Below are 15668 nucleotides of genomic sequence, written 5' to 3'. Positions count from 1 at the left end.
AGGGTCGAGTGCCAATACGCGCCGGTCAGCGCCGAGGTTCAGTGACGTGCGAAGATCGCCCCATGGCAGCCGACGAACTGGTCGCGGTGTACTCCCCCGACGGCGAGGAGATCGGCAGCGCGACCCGCGCCCGGATGCGCGCCGAGGGCCTCTGGCACGCGGCGACCGCGATCCTGGTCCGCTCCGGCGACGGCCGCCGCGTCTACGTGCACCGCCGCAGCCCCGACAAGGACGTCTACCCCGGCCTGCGGGACAGCGGCGTCGGCGGCGTGGTCGACGCCGGTGAGTCCCCCGACGACGGCGCGCGCCGGGAGCTCGCCGAGGAGCTGGGCATCACCGGTGCGCCGCTGCGCCCGCTCTACCGGTTCACCTTCGACCAGCCGCCCGTGCGGTGCCACAACTTCGTGTACGAGACCAATTGGGATGGACCGATCACGCACCAGCCGGAGGAGATCGTCTCCGGCGAGTGGATGGACCTGGACGAGCTGGCCGCGCAGCTGCGGGACCCGTCCACCGACTTCGTGCCCGACGGACGGGCCATCGCCCTGGAGTGGCTGCGCCGCTACTACGACTGATCCAGCCAGCACAGCGTGCGCACGCCCCTCGGGTTCGGGTGCGGCTTGCGCACGTGCCCGGCGACGGTGAATCCCCAGTCCGCCAGGTCGTTCTCGGTCTGCTCGTCGCCGACGTCCACCGTGTACGGCCCGACGATCAGTCGGTCGCCGATGGTCAGGAGCTTGGCGACGAAGTCCCGGCGGCGGTCGGCCGGCACGTACTCCAGGCCCGTGCGGACGAAGTCGTAGCGCTGTGGAGGAGTCCACGTCAGGGCATTGCCCTCATGGATCCGATCCGCCCACTGCGGCAGCCGTTTCCGGGCCAGGGCAACGAATTCCGGCACGATGTCCACCCCGTGCGGCTCGATGTTCAGCCCCTTCTCCGCCGCCCAGCCCGGGATGCACTCCATCAGATATCCGTTGGCACAGCCCACATCCAGGAGCGTGCCGTCGCGATCCACCGGGTCCAGCACGAACTTCCTCGACTGCTCCCAGTCCTCGGCCGTGCCGCCCTTGCCCGACTGCTGCCACGGCGTCTCGGCGGTCAGATACGGCTCGCGCAGCAGGTTCGCCATCGCGTCATGCCAGCCCTGCTGGTCGATCCGCCCCTGCGCCAACGCCGCGTCGATCTCCTCGATCTGCCGCCATCCCATGTCCCACACAGCTCCCCCTCAACACGGTGACCGATAGTCGAACCCTGGAAAGTACTGCTTCCAGGTCTCCGGAGTCATCTGGCCGTAGGTGCAGGCGTCGGCGTGCGCCACCGCGGAATCGGTGTGCCACCGGTAAAGGCCGTTTGCCGCGCTGGCGATCAAGTCCCCGTTCGAGGCGAAGGCGAGCGCCCCGACGTTCTGGGCGTCGCTGACCATCATCAGCATGAAGTCGGTCTGCCGCGTCGTGTCATAGACGAGGACCCGTCCCTCGACGGTCACCGCGGCCACGAGCCGGCCGTCGTGGCTGATGGCCTCGGGCGCCCCGTGCTGGCCGCCGAACGCGGTGAAGACCAGCGTGGGCTGGTCGCGCACGTCCCAGACCTCCATGTTGTCGCCGACACCGGCGGCGACAACACGTGCGCCGTCGCCGCTGATCGCCCCAGGCATGGAGCCGCGCAGCTCCGCCGGACTCGACTGAGCCGTCAAGGCCCATCCCGGCACCGGCCCCGGCGACTCGATCGGATTCGCGGGATCGGTCACGTCGTAGACGCGCGTGGTGCCGGCCGCATCGCCGGCCGCCAGTCGACGGCCGTCCGGGTCGAATGCCAGCCGCGCCGCCTGCGGCCCGTGCAGCGTGCCGTCTGCGACGGGCCGGCGCTGCGCAGACAGCGTCCAGACCCGGATGGTTCCGTCCGGATAGGACACGGCGAGCCGATCGCCGCGCGGGCTCAGCGCGACCGCCGACGGCCCGGCCGGCGCGGTCAACCCCGCCACCGGCACCGGCCAATCCGCGCGGGTCAGGTCCCAGCTGGTCGCCTTGCCGTCAGCGGTGACCGTCACCAAGAGCTTCGTGTCGTCCGCGAACGCCGCCTTGCCACCCTGCCCGATGCCCACCGACGGGGTCCTCCTGGTGAGCACCTGGTTCAGCAGCGCTGGATCGCGGGGCGCGTGCAGGAGTTCGAAACTGTCGGCCAGCTGCACCGCCAGTGGCTGCTGATCGATGGTGGGGATCAGGTTGTACACGCTGTCCAGAACGGCCTCTTGGCGCTGCTTTTCCGTCGCCTGCTGCGCCGACTCGGCGTTGACGGCGACGGCCGCGGTGCCGGCGGCGAAGACGAACAGCGCCGCCAGCGCGACGGCAAGGATCCGCAGCCGGCGGGTCCGGCGGCGCGCGACGGTGGCCGCGCTCCGCTCCAGGGATCGGCTGGCGCGGAGGAAGTCCCGCTCTCGGGCGGACAGCGCCGAGTCGTGGTCGTCGGCCCATTCCTGGGCGCGGGCGAGGCGGTTGCCGACGTAGAGGGCCTCGTCGTCCTGGTCGAGGGACTCCCAGACGTCGGCGGCCTCGGTGAGCCTGCGGTGCACGCGTAGGCCGTCGCGGTCGTCGGCGAGCCAGCCGGCCAGGCGCGGCCAATGGCGGATCAGCGCTTCGTGGGTGATCTCCGCGCCGTGCCGGTCGTGGGTGATGAGGCGGGCGGCGGTGAGCTCGGCCAGCGGCAGGTCCGGGTCGTCGCCGACCTCGGCAGTAGGCACGCGCCGGCGGGTGTCGTGGGTGACGTCGCCCAGCGAGACAAGCCGGAGGAACAGCTGCCGGGCGCGGAGCTGCTGCGCGGGCGTGAGGGCGGTGAAGGTCTGCTCGGCGGATTGGGCGAGCGCGTGTTGGAGGCCGCCGGTCTTCTCATACCCGGTGAGGGTCAGGGAGATGCCCTGGCGGCGGCGCCAGGTCTCGCGCAGGACGTGCGACAGCAGGGGTAACGCGCCGCCCTGGTTGCCGACGTCGGCGACGAGCCGGGTGACCAGGGCTTCCTCGACCACACAGCCGGCGACGCCGGCGGGACGGATGATGGCCCGGCGCAGCTCGTCGGCACTCATGGGGCCGACGAGCACCTGCGCGCCGTCGAGGGCGGCGACGAGCTCGGGGTAACGGCCGCAGTGGCCGTAGAAGTCGGCCCGGACGCCGATGACGACGCGCAGCGTGGGATCCATGAGGGCGGCGATGAACGCGGCGCGGTCGGCCTCCCCGCACAGGGTGAAGACCTCCTCGAACTGGTCCACGACCAGCAGGTCGTAGCCGTGGTCGTGCACCACCCGGGCCAGGTTCGAGGGGTCCTGCGCCAGCTCGTCGGCGGACGCCGCGAGCCGAGCGGCGACGTCGTCGAAGGGCCGCGCGCCGGGCACGACCACCAGCGCCGAGCACTCGTCGGACGCGGCGACGCCGGCGCGCAACATGGACGACTTGCCGGCGCCGGACGCGCCGAACACGCCGACGAACCGCCGCTCGCGCAGCTGCCCGAGCACCTGAAGGATCAGCCGCTCCCGGCCGAAGAACAGGCCGGCGTCGCCGGCCTGGAAGGTGGACAGGCCGACGTACGGGCACGGGCCGCCGCCGGCGGGCGCCGGCGCGGTCAGCGACCGCCAGCGCGCCTCCCATTCGGCGGCATCGCCGCCGCACGCCGTCACATACGCGAGCGTCACCGCCAATGTCGGCAGTTTCCGCCCGCCGGCGGCGTCGGAGAGCACGCTCGGCGAATAATGCGCCCGCTCGCTCAACTCCCGATAAGTCGGATTCCCCGCACCGATCCGCAATTCCCGCAGACCGGCCGCGAATTCCCGCAGCGGTCCGTTGTCGAGCGGACGCTCGCCACGCGGCACTTCCCCCACCCCCGTCGTCGTTCACCGACCACCATCGGGCACCCGCCGTTGTTCGGCAAGCGCCCGACGAGGCCGGACAACGGATCAGGCGATCGGGGTGTCGGGATCGGCCAGCCGGGCCGCGTCCACGGTCTTGCCGCTGCGGATCAGCTCCTGCACCGGGCCGATGCCGTCGTCCCAGAGGTTGACGTGCATGCCGGCGACGACCTGGTCGCCGGCCAGCCAGAACGCGTGGAAAGCCTGCCCCTCGACGTCGCCGCGGGTGACGACGCGGTCGTAGCCGCCGGGCGCGAACCAGCCGGCGAATTCCATGCCGAGGTCGTACTGGTCGGTGAAGAAATACGGGATCTGGTCGTAGACCACGTCCTGGCCGAGCATCGATTTCGCGGCGGCCGGGCCGGAATCGACGGCGTTCTGCCAGTGTTCGACGCGAATACGCTGCCCGTAGCGCGAATTGGGCACGCTGGCGATGTCGCCGGCGGCGAGGACGTCCGGGTCCTCGGTGCGCAGCGCGGAGTCGACGTGCACGCCGTTGTCGACGGTGAGACCGGCGTCCTCGGCCAGCTCGGTGTTGGGCCGCGCGCCGATGCCGACGACCACGATGTCGGCGGGGATGTCGCCGGCGTCGGTGGCCACCGCGGCGAGCTTGCCCGCACCCTTGAAGCCGGTGACGCCGACGCCCAGCCGCACGTCCACGCCGTGCCGCCGGTGCACGTCGCCGAAGAAGGCACCCATCTCCGGGCCGAGCGCGACGCTCAGCGGGGAGGCCGCCGGCTCGACGACGGTGACCTCGCAGCCGGCCTTGCGCGCTGCGGCCGCGGTCTCCAGGCCGATCCAGCCGGCGCCGACGACCACCACACGCCCGCCGGTGGCGAAGGCCGTGCGCAGGTCGTCGGACTGCGGGAACCGGCGCAGGTAGTGCACACCGTCCAGATCGCTGCCGTCGACCTTGAGCCGCCGCGGCGACGAGCCGGTGGCCAGCAGCGCCTTGGTGTAGCCGATGCGCTCGCCGCCGGCCAGCTCCACCTCGTGCGCGGCCCGGTCCAGGTGGCTGACGCGGCGGCCGGTGAGCAGCTCGACGTGGTTGTCGCCGTACCAGTTCAGCGGATGCAGGAACACGCTGTCCCGGTCCTGGTCGCCCAGCAGGTAGCCCTTGGACAGCGGCGGACGGTCGTACGGTCGCTCCTGCTCGGCGCCGATGAGCACGATCCGGCCGTCGAAGCCCTCCTCGCGCAGGGTCTCGGCCGCCTTCGCCCCGGCCATGCCGGCGCCGACGATCACGTGCGTCTGCTCGCTGGACATCCTTGTCACTCCCGTCGCAGAACCGCTGGTTCCCCCGTTCTACAACCCCCGCGCAAGCCCCGCGCGTTGTTCGCGGCTCGCTGTTCGGCCGGGCGGCGGCGACACCGAACAACCGGGAGCCGCTAGACAGGAGTCGGACGGCAACCGGCCGCAAGGGGGGTACCGGTTGCCTCCTCCTGGTCAGTGTCAGTCGGTGGCGGCCAGACGCGCGGCCGCCGGCACGGCGACCTCCGTTATCAGGTTCTGCGCCTTGCCCGTGGACGTCGTGACGACCTGGACCCTGGCCAGCAGGTGGCCCTTGGCCAGCAGCACCGTGCAGCTGGGCGCGGTGCCCGTCTCGCACCAGCTGTAGCTGGCGTCCACGCCGGCCGGAGGTGACGCGAGGGCGTACTTCGTGGCCTGGCTGCACGTGAGGGCGGCCTTCGTGGCGGCGAGAACCTGTGCGCCGGTGGTCGTCGGGTAGTTGCCGACGTACTCGGTCAGCGTCGTCACCGAGCTGCCGCCGACCCAGCCGGTCTGCGCGCCGGTCGCGGCGGCGGCCGGCTTGTTCAGCGGCGCCGAGCAGACGGGCAGCGCGGCCAGCGTCGTGGTCGCCTGCGGCACGCTCGGATGGAAGCCGATCTCGCTCACCGACGAGTCGACCATCAGGCCGGCGGTGATCTGCGCGACCAGCACGGCGGTGTCCACGGTGGTGGTGGTCGTGGTCGGCGCGGCGGTGTGGGTGGTGCTCGGCGGAGTTGTGGACGTGGTGGTGGCGACGGTGTCCTGGGTCGCGTAGTGCCGCAGGTCGTTGGGCTTGCCTGAACAGGACGCCGTCAGCACCAGAAGGCCGATGCCGGCGACCACGTACGCGCGACGCAACGCGGGGCCCCTCTCCGGGATTCGTCTCGAGGAATCACCCGAGAGTAGTAGCCGGCGATCTTCGCCCCGCGCCCGACCGTCAGTTCCAGGCGAGGTCGGCGCGCAAACCCCAGTAGCGCCCCGGATCCACCGCCAGATGGGCCAGGACGTCCGCATGGGGCAAGGAGACCCGGGCCGCCGCGAGGTTGGCCCGCAGCTGCGCCGGACTGGCCGCGCCCAGCAGCACGGTGTCGGCCCACGGCTGCGCCAGCGCCGCCGCCAGCGCAACGGCGTCCGCCCCGACGCCGGACCGCTCCGCGATGCCCAGCAGCTCCGCCGGCGGCTCCACCGCGAGGCGTCCGTTGGCCAGCGCCTCCTTCACCAGCACGTGCAGGCCGGCATCGTGTGCCTCGGCCAGCGCGGGCCCGGCGGAGGTCTCCAGCACGTTCCACGTCGACTGCACGGTGCTGAACAGCGGCCGCCCGTGCACGGTCAGCCCCAGCGCCCGCCGAATGGTGTCCGCCTGCGCCGGACCCGTGGTGGAGAACCCGATCCGGATGTCCCTTTCGGTCAGCTCGAACAGGCTCTCCTGCAGCAGCGGGTCGTTGAACAGCGGGCTGTCCGCGGTCAGCGAATGCACCTGGTACACCGAGAGCCGGCCGTCGAGCAGCTCCTCGGTCTCCGCCCACTGCTGCTCGAAACGGGCCAGGCTGTGCTCCTTGACCTCGTGCACCTTGGCGTCCGGCCGCCAGTCGGCCACGTAGGCGTAACCCCACTTGCTGGACACCGTCAGGTCGCCGTGGCCCCGATCGGCCAGCCAGCCGGCCAGGAACTCCTCGGCCCGCCCGTACGACCGGGCGGCGTCCACCCACCGGATGCCCGCCGCGTACGCCTCGTCCAGCACCTTCCACGCGGCCGCCCGCATCGCCGGCACGGTCCGCACGCCGGGCAGCGCGCCCTGCCGGCCGAGATTGATGTACGCGGGCCGCCCCAGCGCCGCGAGCCCCAGACCGATCCGTTCGAGCACTTCGCCCCCTCCACCGCCGTCGACGGCAAGACGCTAACCGGGCGACACCGTTTTCGCACGACAGCACGAGTGAATGACCACGGAGAGTGGCGGTCGGCCCCATTCCAGGATTTACCCAATGGTTACGAAAACCGAGCGAGGTCCTTCGCCCGAAAGAGTCACGAACGGCCCGGGTCCGAAGACCCGGGCCGTTCGTGGATTTGCACCGTGGATTTACAGGTACTGACCGGTGTTGCTCGCGGTGTCGATGGCGCGCCCCGACTCCTGGTTCTTGCCGGTGACCAGGGTGCGGATGTACACGATCCGCTCGCCCTTCTTGCCCGAGATGCGGGCCCAGTCGTCCGGGTTGGTGGTGTTGGGCAGGTCCTCGTTCTCCGCGAACTCGTCCACGATGGCGTCGATCAGGTGCTGCACCCGCAGGCCCGGCTCGCGGGTCTCCAGGACGGCCTTGATCGCGGCCTTCTTGGCCCGGTCCACGATGTTCTGGATCATCGCGCCCGAGTTGAAGTCCTTGAAGTACAGGACCTCCTTGTCCCCGTTGGCGTAGGTGACCTCCAGGAACCGGTTCTCGTCGGACTCGTCGTACATCCGCTCGACCGTGTGCTGGATCATCGCGTTGATGCAGCGCTTGGCGTCGCCGGCGAACTCGGCCAGGTCGTCGGTGTGGATGGGCAGCGTCTCGTTGAGGTACTTCGAGAAGATGTCCTTGGCCGCCTCGGCGTCCGGCCGCTCGATCTTGATCTTCACGTCGAGCCGGCCGGGCCGCAGGATGGCCGGGTCGATCATGTCCTCGCGGTTGGAGGCGCCGATCACGATGACGTTCTCCAGGCCCTCGACGCCGTCGATCTCGGCCAGCAGCTGCGGCACGATCGTGGTCTCCACGTCGGAGGACACGCCCGAGCCGCGGGTCCGGAAGATCGAGTCCATCTCGTCGAAGAACACGATCACCGGGGTGCCCTCGGAGGCCTTCTCCCGGGCCCGCTGGAAGATCAGCCGGATGTGCCGCTCGGTCTCGCCGACGAACTTGTTGAGCAGCTCCGGGCCCTTGATGTTGAGGAAGTACGACTTGGCCTGGCCGTCGTCGTCGCCGCGGGCCGCCGCGACCTGCTTGGCCAGCGAGTTCGCCACCGCCTTGGCGATCAGCGTCTTGCCGCACCCGGGCGGGCCGTAGAGCAGCACGCCCTTGGGCGGCCGCAGCTGGTACTCGTGGAACAGCTCGGCGTGCAGGAAGGGCATCTCCACCGCGTCGCGGATGGCCTCGATCTGCCGGAACAGGCCGCCGATGTCGGCGTAGTCGACGTCGGGCACCTCCTCCAGCACCAGGTCCTCGACCTCGGCCTTGGGCACCCGCTCGTAGGCGTAGCCGGCCTTGGAGTCCACCAGCAGCGAGTCGCCCGGCTTGAGCGGGGCGTCGACCAGCGGGTCGGCCAGCCACACCACGCGCTCCTCGTCGGCGTGCCCGACGACCAGCGCGCGGGCGCCGCCCAACTCGTAGTCGGCGAGCAGCTCGCGCAGGATGCACACCTCGCCGGTGCGCTCGAAGCCGCCGGTCTCCACGACCGTCAGCGCCTCGTTCAGCCGGACCGACTGGCCCAGCTTGAGGCTGCCGCTCTCGACGGCGGGCGAGACCGCCACGCGCATCCGACGGCCGGCGGTGAACACGTCCACCGTGCCGTCCTCGTATCCGGCCAGATAGACGCCGTAGCCGCTGGGCGGCTGGGCCAGCCGGTCCACCTCCTCGCGCAGGGCGAGCAGCTGGCTGCGTGCCTCGCGGAGGGTGTCCACCAGCTTGGTGTTGCGCTCGGTCAGCTGGCTCACCCGCTCGGACGCCTCGGCGAGGCGCTGTTCGAGCAACCGGACGTGTCGTGGGGACTCCGTCAACTTGCGCCGCAGCAGTGCGATCTCGTCCTCGAGGAACCTGATCTGCGCGGACAATTCGGCGCCACTCGCACCGTGGTTCAGCTCGCCACCCTCATCGGGCTGGCTGCCGGGACGGTCGGTCGACATATCGGCACCCTCCTCCCGCTCTACGTCTTCCCACGGTACCGGCGATCACTGACAAGTGAGAGGACCTGCCGCCGCGCGCTGGTCGCGAAACGGCCACGAAACGCCCGCTCGGCCGGATGAACTACTCCATACCGGTGTCAGGGGGAACCTCCCAACCGCTACCGTGCGTCTCAGGCACCTGACGTGCCGTTGGAGTGGCAGTCTCCACGCCCACAGCGTGGCGAGCCACCCCTACGTGACGTCCGTCCCGTGGAATGGACACCTGGGAATCCCCCGGTGCCCACCTGGGCAAACCGCCGACGACGAAACATTCGGGGAGAGAGAGCGACGTGACCTATCCGCCCCAGCCGCCCGGCCCGTACGGCCAGCAGCCCGCCGGCGGCTACGGCCAGCCCGGCTACCCGCAGCAGCCCGGCGGCTACCCCCAGCAGCCGGCCGGCTATCCGCAGCAGCCGCCGCAGGGGTACCCGCAGCAGCCGGCCACGGGCGGATTCCCGCAGCAGCCGCAGCCCGATCCGTACGGGCAGCAGCCGTACGGCCAGCAGCCGCCGGCCGGCGGGGTCTTCCCGCCGCAGCAGCCGCAGTGGGCGACCCAGCAGGCGCCGGGCCCGGGCGGCTACCCCGGCTATCCGCAGCCGAAGAAGAAGAGCCCGCTGCCGTGGATCCTCGGCGGCGCCGGCCTGGTCGTGGTGCTGATCGTCGTGCTCGTGGTGGTGATGACGCGGGGCGGCGGCACCAGCAGCGACCCCAAGGTCGTCGCGCAGGCGTACGTCGACGCCGTCAACAACAAGAACCCGGCCGGCATGACCAACCTGGTCTGCTCGGCCGACATGGCCAAGGTCAACCAGATGGCCACCAGCGCGCCCAAGATGCCCGGCAACATCAAGGTCGACATGACCGCGACGCTGGGCGCCGTCTCCGTCAACGGGGACAAGGCGACCGCGCAGATCACGCTGAACATGACCGTGAACGGCCAGAAGTCCTCGCTGCCCCAGTTCCCGCTGCCGCTCCAGAAGAACAGCAGCGGCGACTGGCAGATCTGCGGCCTGGCCGACGCGATCAGCGGCGGCGGTGGCCTCGGCGGCGGTTCCGGCTCCGGCGGCCTGGGCGGCGGCTCGGGTTCGGGCGGTCTCGGTGGTTCGGGTTCCGGCGGCCTGGGTGGCGGCTCGGGCTCGGGTACCGGCGGCTACGGGGGCTGAGCCCCGTCGACGCGGCGGCCGGTCCGGCCGCCGCGTCCCGCCGCGAGACGCCACTTCGTCAACTGGGGGACCATCCGTGACCTATCCGCCGCAGCCGCCGCCGAACCCGTACGGCCAGCAGTACCCACAGCAGCCGTACCCGCAGCAGCAGCCGTATCCCCAACAGCAGTACCCACAGCAGCCTTATCCCCAGCAGCCTTACTACGGGCAGCAGCCGCCGGGCATGTACCCGGGCGGCATGCCGCCGCAGCCGCCGAAGAAGGGCAACGGCGGCGTCATCGCGCTGGTCATCGGCATCATCGTGGTGGTGGTTCTCGGCGGCTTCGGCCTCGTGCTCTGGCTGGCCGCGACTGTCGGCGGCCCGACCGCCAGCACCAGAAGCAGCGCGCCGGCGCCGACGACGACGGCCGCCGCATCGTCCAGCGCCGCGCCGACCACGACCAGCAAGTCCGGCGGCTCAGCCGGCGGCGCGGGCGAGGCGTCGCCGCAGCAGCTGCTCACCGACTACGTCAACGCCGTCAACGGCAAGACCCCGAACGACGTGGTGGCCATGATCTGCCCGGCGGAGAAGGACAAGCTGGCGCCGTCGATCACCGACAGCAGCTCCGTGTTCGCACCGGACGCCCAGGTCATCGCCTCGCCGGGGCAGGTCACGCAGAGCGCGGCCGACACCGCGAACGGCAGCGGGCACTACAGCGGCATCGTCAAGGGCAAGCCGTTCAACAAGGACTTCACCCTTCCGATGAAGCAGCTGTCCGGCAGCTGGTTCCTGTGCAGCAACTAGGGTGATCATCCGTGACCTACCCGCAGCCGCCGTTCGACTCGTCGACGGTCCACCGGTCCCCGAGCCGGACCAAGGACCGGTGGATCATCGCCGGCACGGCCGTCGGCGTGCTGGCGATGCTCGGCCTCGGCGCGTGGGCGGTCATCGCGATCACCAGCGCCAAGAACCCGCCCGCGCCGACCAGCGTGCCGCAGGCCGCCGCCCCGGTTGACCCGATGGCGGCGGCCGCCGCGCAACAGTTCGCCGACGCCCTGTCGGACGACGACGTGGCGGCGGCCAAGCTGGTCGTCTGCTCCACGGAGAACCCCACGACGGCCGGCGTGAAGGTGCCCTACGAGGTGAAGAAGCTGGACGTGACCGGCTCGTCCGGCACGCTGACGCTGGTCAAGCACCCGCAGCCGGGTCAGGACGTCGCCGTGCCGCCCGTCCGGCTGGTCAAGCAGAACGGCGCCTGGCAGGTCTGCGGGACCGCCTAGTTCCCGGTGGAGGTGGGCCGGCGCTGCGGCTTCGGCGTGACGACGCCGTCGGCCAGCCGTCGGGCCGTCAGCAGGAACGCGGTGTGCGCGATCATCCGGTGCTCCGGGCGGACCGCGAGGCCCACCACGTGCCACGGGCGCATCATCGTCTCCCACGACTCCGGCTCGGTCCAGCACTGCTGCTCGCGCAGCGCCTCCGTCACGCGGGACAGCTGCGTGGTCGTCGCGACGTAGACCACGAGCACGCCGCCCGGGATCAGGGCGTCCTTGACGGTGGGCAGCACGTCCCACGGGGCCAGCATGTCCAGCACGGCCCGGTCCACCTCGCCGCCCTCGGCCGCCGAGGGGTGCTCCGAGAGGTCGGCCACCGTCAGCGACCAGTTGTCGGGCGCCTTGCCGAAGAACTGCTCCACGTTGCGGATCGCGTGGTCGGCGTGGTCCTGGCGCACCTCGTAGGAGATGACCCGGCCCTGGTCGCCGACCGCGCGCAGCAGCGAGCAGGTGAGGGCGCCCGAGCCCGCACCCGCCTCCAGCACGCGGGCGCCCGGGAAGATGTCGCCCCACATCACGATCTGCGCCGCGTCCTTGGGGTAGATCACCTGCGCGCCGCGCGGCATCGACAGCACGTAGTCCGGCAGCAGCGGCCGCATCGCCAGGTAGGACGTGTTCGCCGCGGAGGTGATCAGCGAGCCCTCGGGCTTGCCGATCAGGTCGTCGTGCGCCAGCGCGCCCCGGTGGGTGTGGTACTCCTTGCCGGGTTCGAGGACGATCGTGTAGTGCCGGCCCTTCGAGTCGGTCAGCTGCACACGGTCACCGGCCTGGAACGGCCCACTCACGGTCACTGCATTCCTCTCGCCGCGTTCCGCGGCGGGCGGGTCCGCCATTGAGCCGGCGTCTTCCCTTGCCTGATGTCGATCGATGAAAAGACTCGATCGTCATCAGGCCGCGGTCCAGACGCCGGCGCGGACCCGCAACCGCTGGCGGATTTTCTTGACCGCCATCCTCTCAAGCGCGCTTGCGTGTCGTGGAAGCGGCCCTGAGGTCCTGCCGGCGCAGCACCCCCGCCGGCCGTCCCTCGGCGTCCACCACCAGGAACTGCCACGCCGCCGTCGTGCGGACCCGCTCCGCGATCTCGTCGTTCGGGTCCGAGTCCAGCAGCACCGTCTCCGGCCGGATCGGCTCCGCCGCCGCCTCCGCCGGCGTCAGCGGCGACTGCTCCGCGAGCCGGCGGGCCGCGTCCTCGTCCAGCAGGCCGGCCGCCACGCCGTCGGCGCGGACCAGCACCACTCCCCGGCCCGCCGAGGCCGCCAGCGCGTCCGCCACCGGGCTCTCCGCCGGCAGCTGCAACACCGGCCTCGTCAGGTCGGCCAGCGTCACGCCCTCCGGCCACGTCCGCTGGCTCTCCGAGACCAGCTCGCTGCGGGCGCCGGCGATCACGAACCAGGCCGTCACCGCGCAGACGCCCAGCCACAGCCAGCGGTCCTCGGAGCCCTGGACCAGCCGCAGCAGCGCCCACATCACCAGCAGGCCCGCCACGATGCCGCCGCCGACCACCGCCGTGCGGGTGCCCGTGCCGCGCTTGCCGGTCAGGCCCCAGACCGCCGCGCGCAGCATGCGGCCGCCGTCCAGCGGGAGGCCCGGCAGCAGGTTGAACACCGCCACCGCCGCGTTCGCCAGCGTCGTCTCGAGCAGCAGCAGCCAGATCGGGCCGCCCTGCGGGATCACGAACAGCGTGCCGCCGAACAGCAGCGCCAGCACGATCGACACCGCCGGCCCCGCCGCCGCGACCATGCCCTCCTGCGTCGGCTTCGCCGGCGAGCGGCCCACCTCCGAGATGCCGCCCAGCAGGAACAGCCGCAGCCTGCGGACCGGCAGTCCGTATCGCAGCGCAACCACGCAGTGCCCCAACTCGTGGGCCAGCACCGAGACGCCCAGCAGCAGCGCGAAACTGGCCGCCAGCACGAGGGCCGCGGCCAGGCCGATGCCGGGGAGCAGGTTCGTCACCATCGGGGCGTACAGGACCGTGACCACGATCGAGCCGATCCACCAGGACGGCGCGAGCAGCACCGGCACGTTCCCGATCCGGAACAGGCGGAGGCCACCATCGGGGTCGCCCGGACGCGTCCAGCTGGTGGTGGCCACGGAAGCAGGGTAGGCCCAGCCGTGTGGGGCGTGCGTGACGAGATCTTCACGCCACCCTGTCGACACCCCCTTTTCGCCACATGCGCTTCCCATTTGCGCTCCGACGCCACATGCGCTTCCTAGTTGTCACCTGGCGCCAAGTAGGAAGCGCATGTGAAGAAAAAGGCGTGGCATTCGGGTGGTGTTCGCGCGGGCGTGAGGTGGGGGCCGGCAGAACTGTCAGACCCGCTGGGTAGCGTTTTACGTATGGAGAAGGTCGTGCGCAGGCCGGCGCTGTCCCCGTCGCGGGCCAGCGATTTCAAGCAGTGCCCGCTGCTCTACCGGTTCCGGGCGGTCGACCGGCTGCCGGAGAAACCGACCAAGGCGCAGATCCGGGGCACGGTGGTGCACTCGGTGCTGGAGCGCCTGTTCGGGCTGCCGGCCGACCAGCGGGTGCCGGACACGGCCAAGGACCTGCTGGAGCCGGCCTGGCGGGACCTGCTGGCGGAACGCGAGGAGCTGGGCGGGCTGTTCGAGCGGGAGGAGGAGCTCACCGAGTGGCTCGCCTCCGCCGAGGGCATGCTGACCAGCTACTTCGGCCTGGAGGACCCGCGCCGGCTGGAGCCGGAGGCGTGCGAGCTGCTGGTGGAGGCCGAGCTCCCCTCGGGCATGCTGCTGCGCGGCTACATCGACCGGCTGGATGTGGCGCCGACCGGCGAGATCCGCGTCGTCGACTACAAGACGGGCGCCGCGCCGCGGGAGATCGGCGAGGCCAAGGCCATGTTCCAGATGAAGTTCTACGCCCTGGTGCTGTGGCGGCTGCGCGGCGTCGTGCCCCGTCAGCTGCTGCTGATGTACCTGAGCGACCGGCAGAACCTGGCCTACCAGCCGGACGAGGCGGAGCTGCGCCGCTTCGAGCGGACGCTGGAGGCGATCTGGAACGCCATCCTCAAGGCCGGCAAGACCGGCGACTTCCGGCCCAACCGCAGCCGCCTGTGCGACTGGTGCGACCACAAGGCGCTGTGCCCGGAGTTCGGCGGCACGCCGCCGCCGTACCCGGGCTGGCCGGAACCGGACCCCGGGGTGGAGACGGCGTTGGACCGAGCGGACTAGGCTGGTGCTCACCCGACCCGCACGCCCGGTCACTCGGGGTCGCCGGGCGAAGGGAGCGCCATGTCCCTGGAGGACTTCGACCTGATCACGGTCCGCACCGAGCCGGCCGGCGACGCCATGGTCGTGCACGTCGAGGGCGAGCTCGACCTGTCGACGGCCGAGGTGGCGGAGGCCCAGCTGGGGAAGGCCGTGGGCAGCGGGGCGCCGGTGGTGATCGTCGACCTGGACCGGGTCAGCTTCCTCGGCTCGACGGGCCTGCGCGTGCTGCTGTCGACCCGGGAACGGGCCAACAGCACCGGCGTCGACCTGCGGCTGGTCGGCGACCAGCGGGTGGTGCTGCGGCCGCTCCAGATCAGCGGCCTGCTGCCGGCGTTCCGGGTGCACGCGACGGTGCCGGACGCCATCGCGGCGCTGCGGGCCTAGATCCTCGCCACGACCGTCGCCTCCAACAGCGCCGAGTGCCAGGTCGGCGGACGGAAACCCACCTCGGTGAGCAGGCGTTCGGCCCGTCGACGGGTGCGGGCCCGGCGGCGCCACCACGCCGACGGCCCCAGCAGCGGCGAGAACAGGTCGCTGAGCACGAGGGTGCCGCCGGGTCCGAGCATCCGGGCGCATTCGGCGAGGCCTTGGCGCTGGTCGTGCCAGTGGTCGAAGGACGTGGTGCTGACGACCAGGTCGAAGCCGCCGTCGGCGAACGGCAGGTGCTCGGCGAAGGCGTTGCCGTAGCGGATCCGCGGGTCGCGGTTGCGGGTCGACGCGGCCCGCACGACGTCGGCGGCGGCGTCGATGCCGACCAGGGCCTCGGTCTCGGGCCGGCGCGCGGCGAGCAGCCGGAGCAGTGTCCCGGGCCCGCAGCCGACGTCGAGGACCCGCCGCGGCGACGGCACGGCGGCCAGGGCGATGTCCAGGGTGCGCTCGATCGTGTTCCCGGGCATGGCCGCGA

The 15668-nt window shown here is 71.6% G+C and carries 15 protein-coding genes; 6 read left to right on the top strand and 9 right to left on the bottom strand.

Annotated elements, in window-relative coordinates; translation table 11 throughout:
- Nucleotides 1–62 precede the first annotated feature (62 nt).
- Entirely contained in the window at nt 63–575 is a 513-nt protein-coding gene (locus BCF44_RS41440) for an NUDIX hydrolase (RefSeq protein ID WP_116179984.1), read from the top strand.
- Here BCF44_RS41440 and BCF44_RS41435 read toward each other — a convergent pair.
- The 6 genes from BCF44_RS41435 to arc all read right to left on the bottom strand — a co-directional run bounded on the left by BCF44_RS41435 (nt 566) and on the right by arc (nt 9032).
- Nucleotides 566–1207 (bottom strand): class I SAM-dependent methyltransferase, encoded by a 642-nt coding sequence (locus tag BCF44_RS41435; RefSeq protein WP_116179983.1) that lies wholly within the window; start codon nt 1205–1207, stop codon nt 566–568. The two genes, BCF44_RS41440 and BCF44_RS41435, sit on opposite strands and share 10 nt — an antisense overlap.
- 18 nt (nt 1208–1225) lie before the next feature.
- Nucleotides 1226–3856, bottom strand: a complete 2631-nt coding sequence (locus tag BCF44_RS41430; RefSeq protein WP_116179982.1) for a WD40 repeat domain-containing protein — start codon at nt 3854–3856, stop codon at nt 1226–1228.
- A gap of 84 nt (nt 3857–3940) precedes the next feature.
- A complete protein-coding gene (locus BCF44_RS41425; RefSeq protein ID WP_116179981.1) occupies nt 3941–5158 on the bottom strand; it encodes an NAD(P)/FAD-dependent oxidoreductase in 1218 nt (405 codons plus the stop codon).
- Nucleotides 5159–5344: 186 nt separating this feature from the next.
- Entirely contained in the window at nt 5345–6019 is a 675-nt protein-coding gene (locus BCF44_RS41420) for a hypothetical protein (protein ID WP_116179980.1), read from the bottom strand.
- Between the two features lie 79 nt (nt 6020–6098).
- On the bottom strand, nt 6099–7025 hold the full coding sequence (locus BCF44_RS41415) for an aldo/keto reductase (RefSeq protein WP_116179979.1): 927 nt from the start codon (nt 7023–7025) through the stop codon (nt 6099–6101).
- 213 nt (nt 7026–7238) lie between these two features.
- Nucleotides 7239–9032: a proteasome ATPase gene (arc, locus tag BCF44_RS41410; RefSeq protein ID WP_116179978.1), complete on the bottom strand. Its 1794-nt coding sequence runs from the start codon at nt 9030–9032 to the stop codon at nt 7239–7241.
- Between the two features lie 329 nt (nt 9033–9361).
- On the opposite strand from arc, the gene BCF44_RS57005 reads away from it, so the two are divergent.
- From BCF44_RS57005 to BCF44_RS41395, 3 genes are all read left to right on the top strand, one after another.
- On the top strand, nt 9362–10231 hold the full coding sequence (locus BCF44_RS57005) for an Rv0361 family membrane protein (protein ID WP_211353465.1): 870 nt from the start codon (nt 9362–9364) through the stop codon (nt 10229–10231).
- Nucleotides 10232–10307: 76 nt separating this feature from the next.
- Nucleotides 10308–11015, top strand: a complete 708-nt coding sequence (locus BCF44_RS41400) for a hypothetical protein (RefSeq protein WP_116179977.1) — start codon at nt 10308–10310, stop codon at nt 11013–11015.
- Between the two features lie 11 nt (nt 11016–11026).
- Nucleotides 11027–11491: a hypothetical protein gene (locus BCF44_RS41395; protein WP_116179976.1), complete on the top strand. Its 465-nt coding sequence runs from the start codon at nt 11027–11029 to the stop codon at nt 11489–11491.
- Here BCF44_RS41395 and BCF44_RS41390 read toward each other — a convergent pair.
- A complete protein-coding gene (locus BCF44_RS41390) occupies nt 11488–12375 on the bottom strand; it encodes a tRNA (adenine-N1)-methyltransferase (protein WP_170218036.1) in 888 nt (295 codons plus the stop codon). The two genes, BCF44_RS41395 and BCF44_RS41390, sit on opposite strands and share 4 nt — an antisense overlap.
- Before the next feature lie 121 nt (nt 12376–12496).
- Nucleotides 12497–13633: a site-2 protease family protein gene (locus BCF44_RS41385; RefSeq protein WP_116179974.1), complete on the bottom strand. Its 1137-nt coding sequence runs from the start codon at nt 13631–13633 to the stop codon at nt 12497–12499.
- Between the two features lie 246 nt (nt 13634–13879).
- Between BCF44_RS41385 and BCF44_RS41380 the strand changes: the two genes are divergently transcribed.
- Together BCF44_RS41380 and BCF44_RS41375 are read left to right on the top strand one after the other, a co-directional pair.
- A complete protein-coding gene (locus BCF44_RS41380; protein ID WP_116179973.1) occupies nt 13880–14725 on the top strand; it encodes a RecB family exonuclease in 846 nt (281 codons plus the stop codon).
- A gap of 60 nt (nt 14726–14785) precedes the next feature.
- Nucleotides 14786–15148, top strand: coding sequence for an STAS domain-containing protein (locus BCF44_RS41375; protein ID WP_116179972.1), 363 nt, complete (start codon nt 14786–14788; stop codon nt 15146–15148).
- Here the strand turns inward: BCF44_RS41375 and BCF44_RS41370 are convergent.
- Nucleotides 15145–15660, bottom strand: a complete 516-nt coding sequence (locus BCF44_RS41370; protein ID WP_170218035.1) for a class I SAM-dependent methyltransferase — start codon at nt 15658–15660, stop codon at nt 15145–15147. The two genes, BCF44_RS41375 and BCF44_RS41370, sit on opposite strands and share 4 nt — an antisense overlap.
- Between the last annotated feature and the right edge of the window lie 8 nt (nt 15661–15668).

Origin of the sequence: Kutzneria buriramensis (assembly GCF_003387475.1) — a bacterium.
GTDB classification, from domain to species: Bacteria; Actinomycetota; Actinomycetes; order Mycobacteriales; family Pseudonocardiaceae; genus Kutzneria; species Kutzneria buriramensis.
Note: the sequence above shows the minus strand (reverse complement) of the source record. Positions and strands in the feature narration are given on the sequence as shown.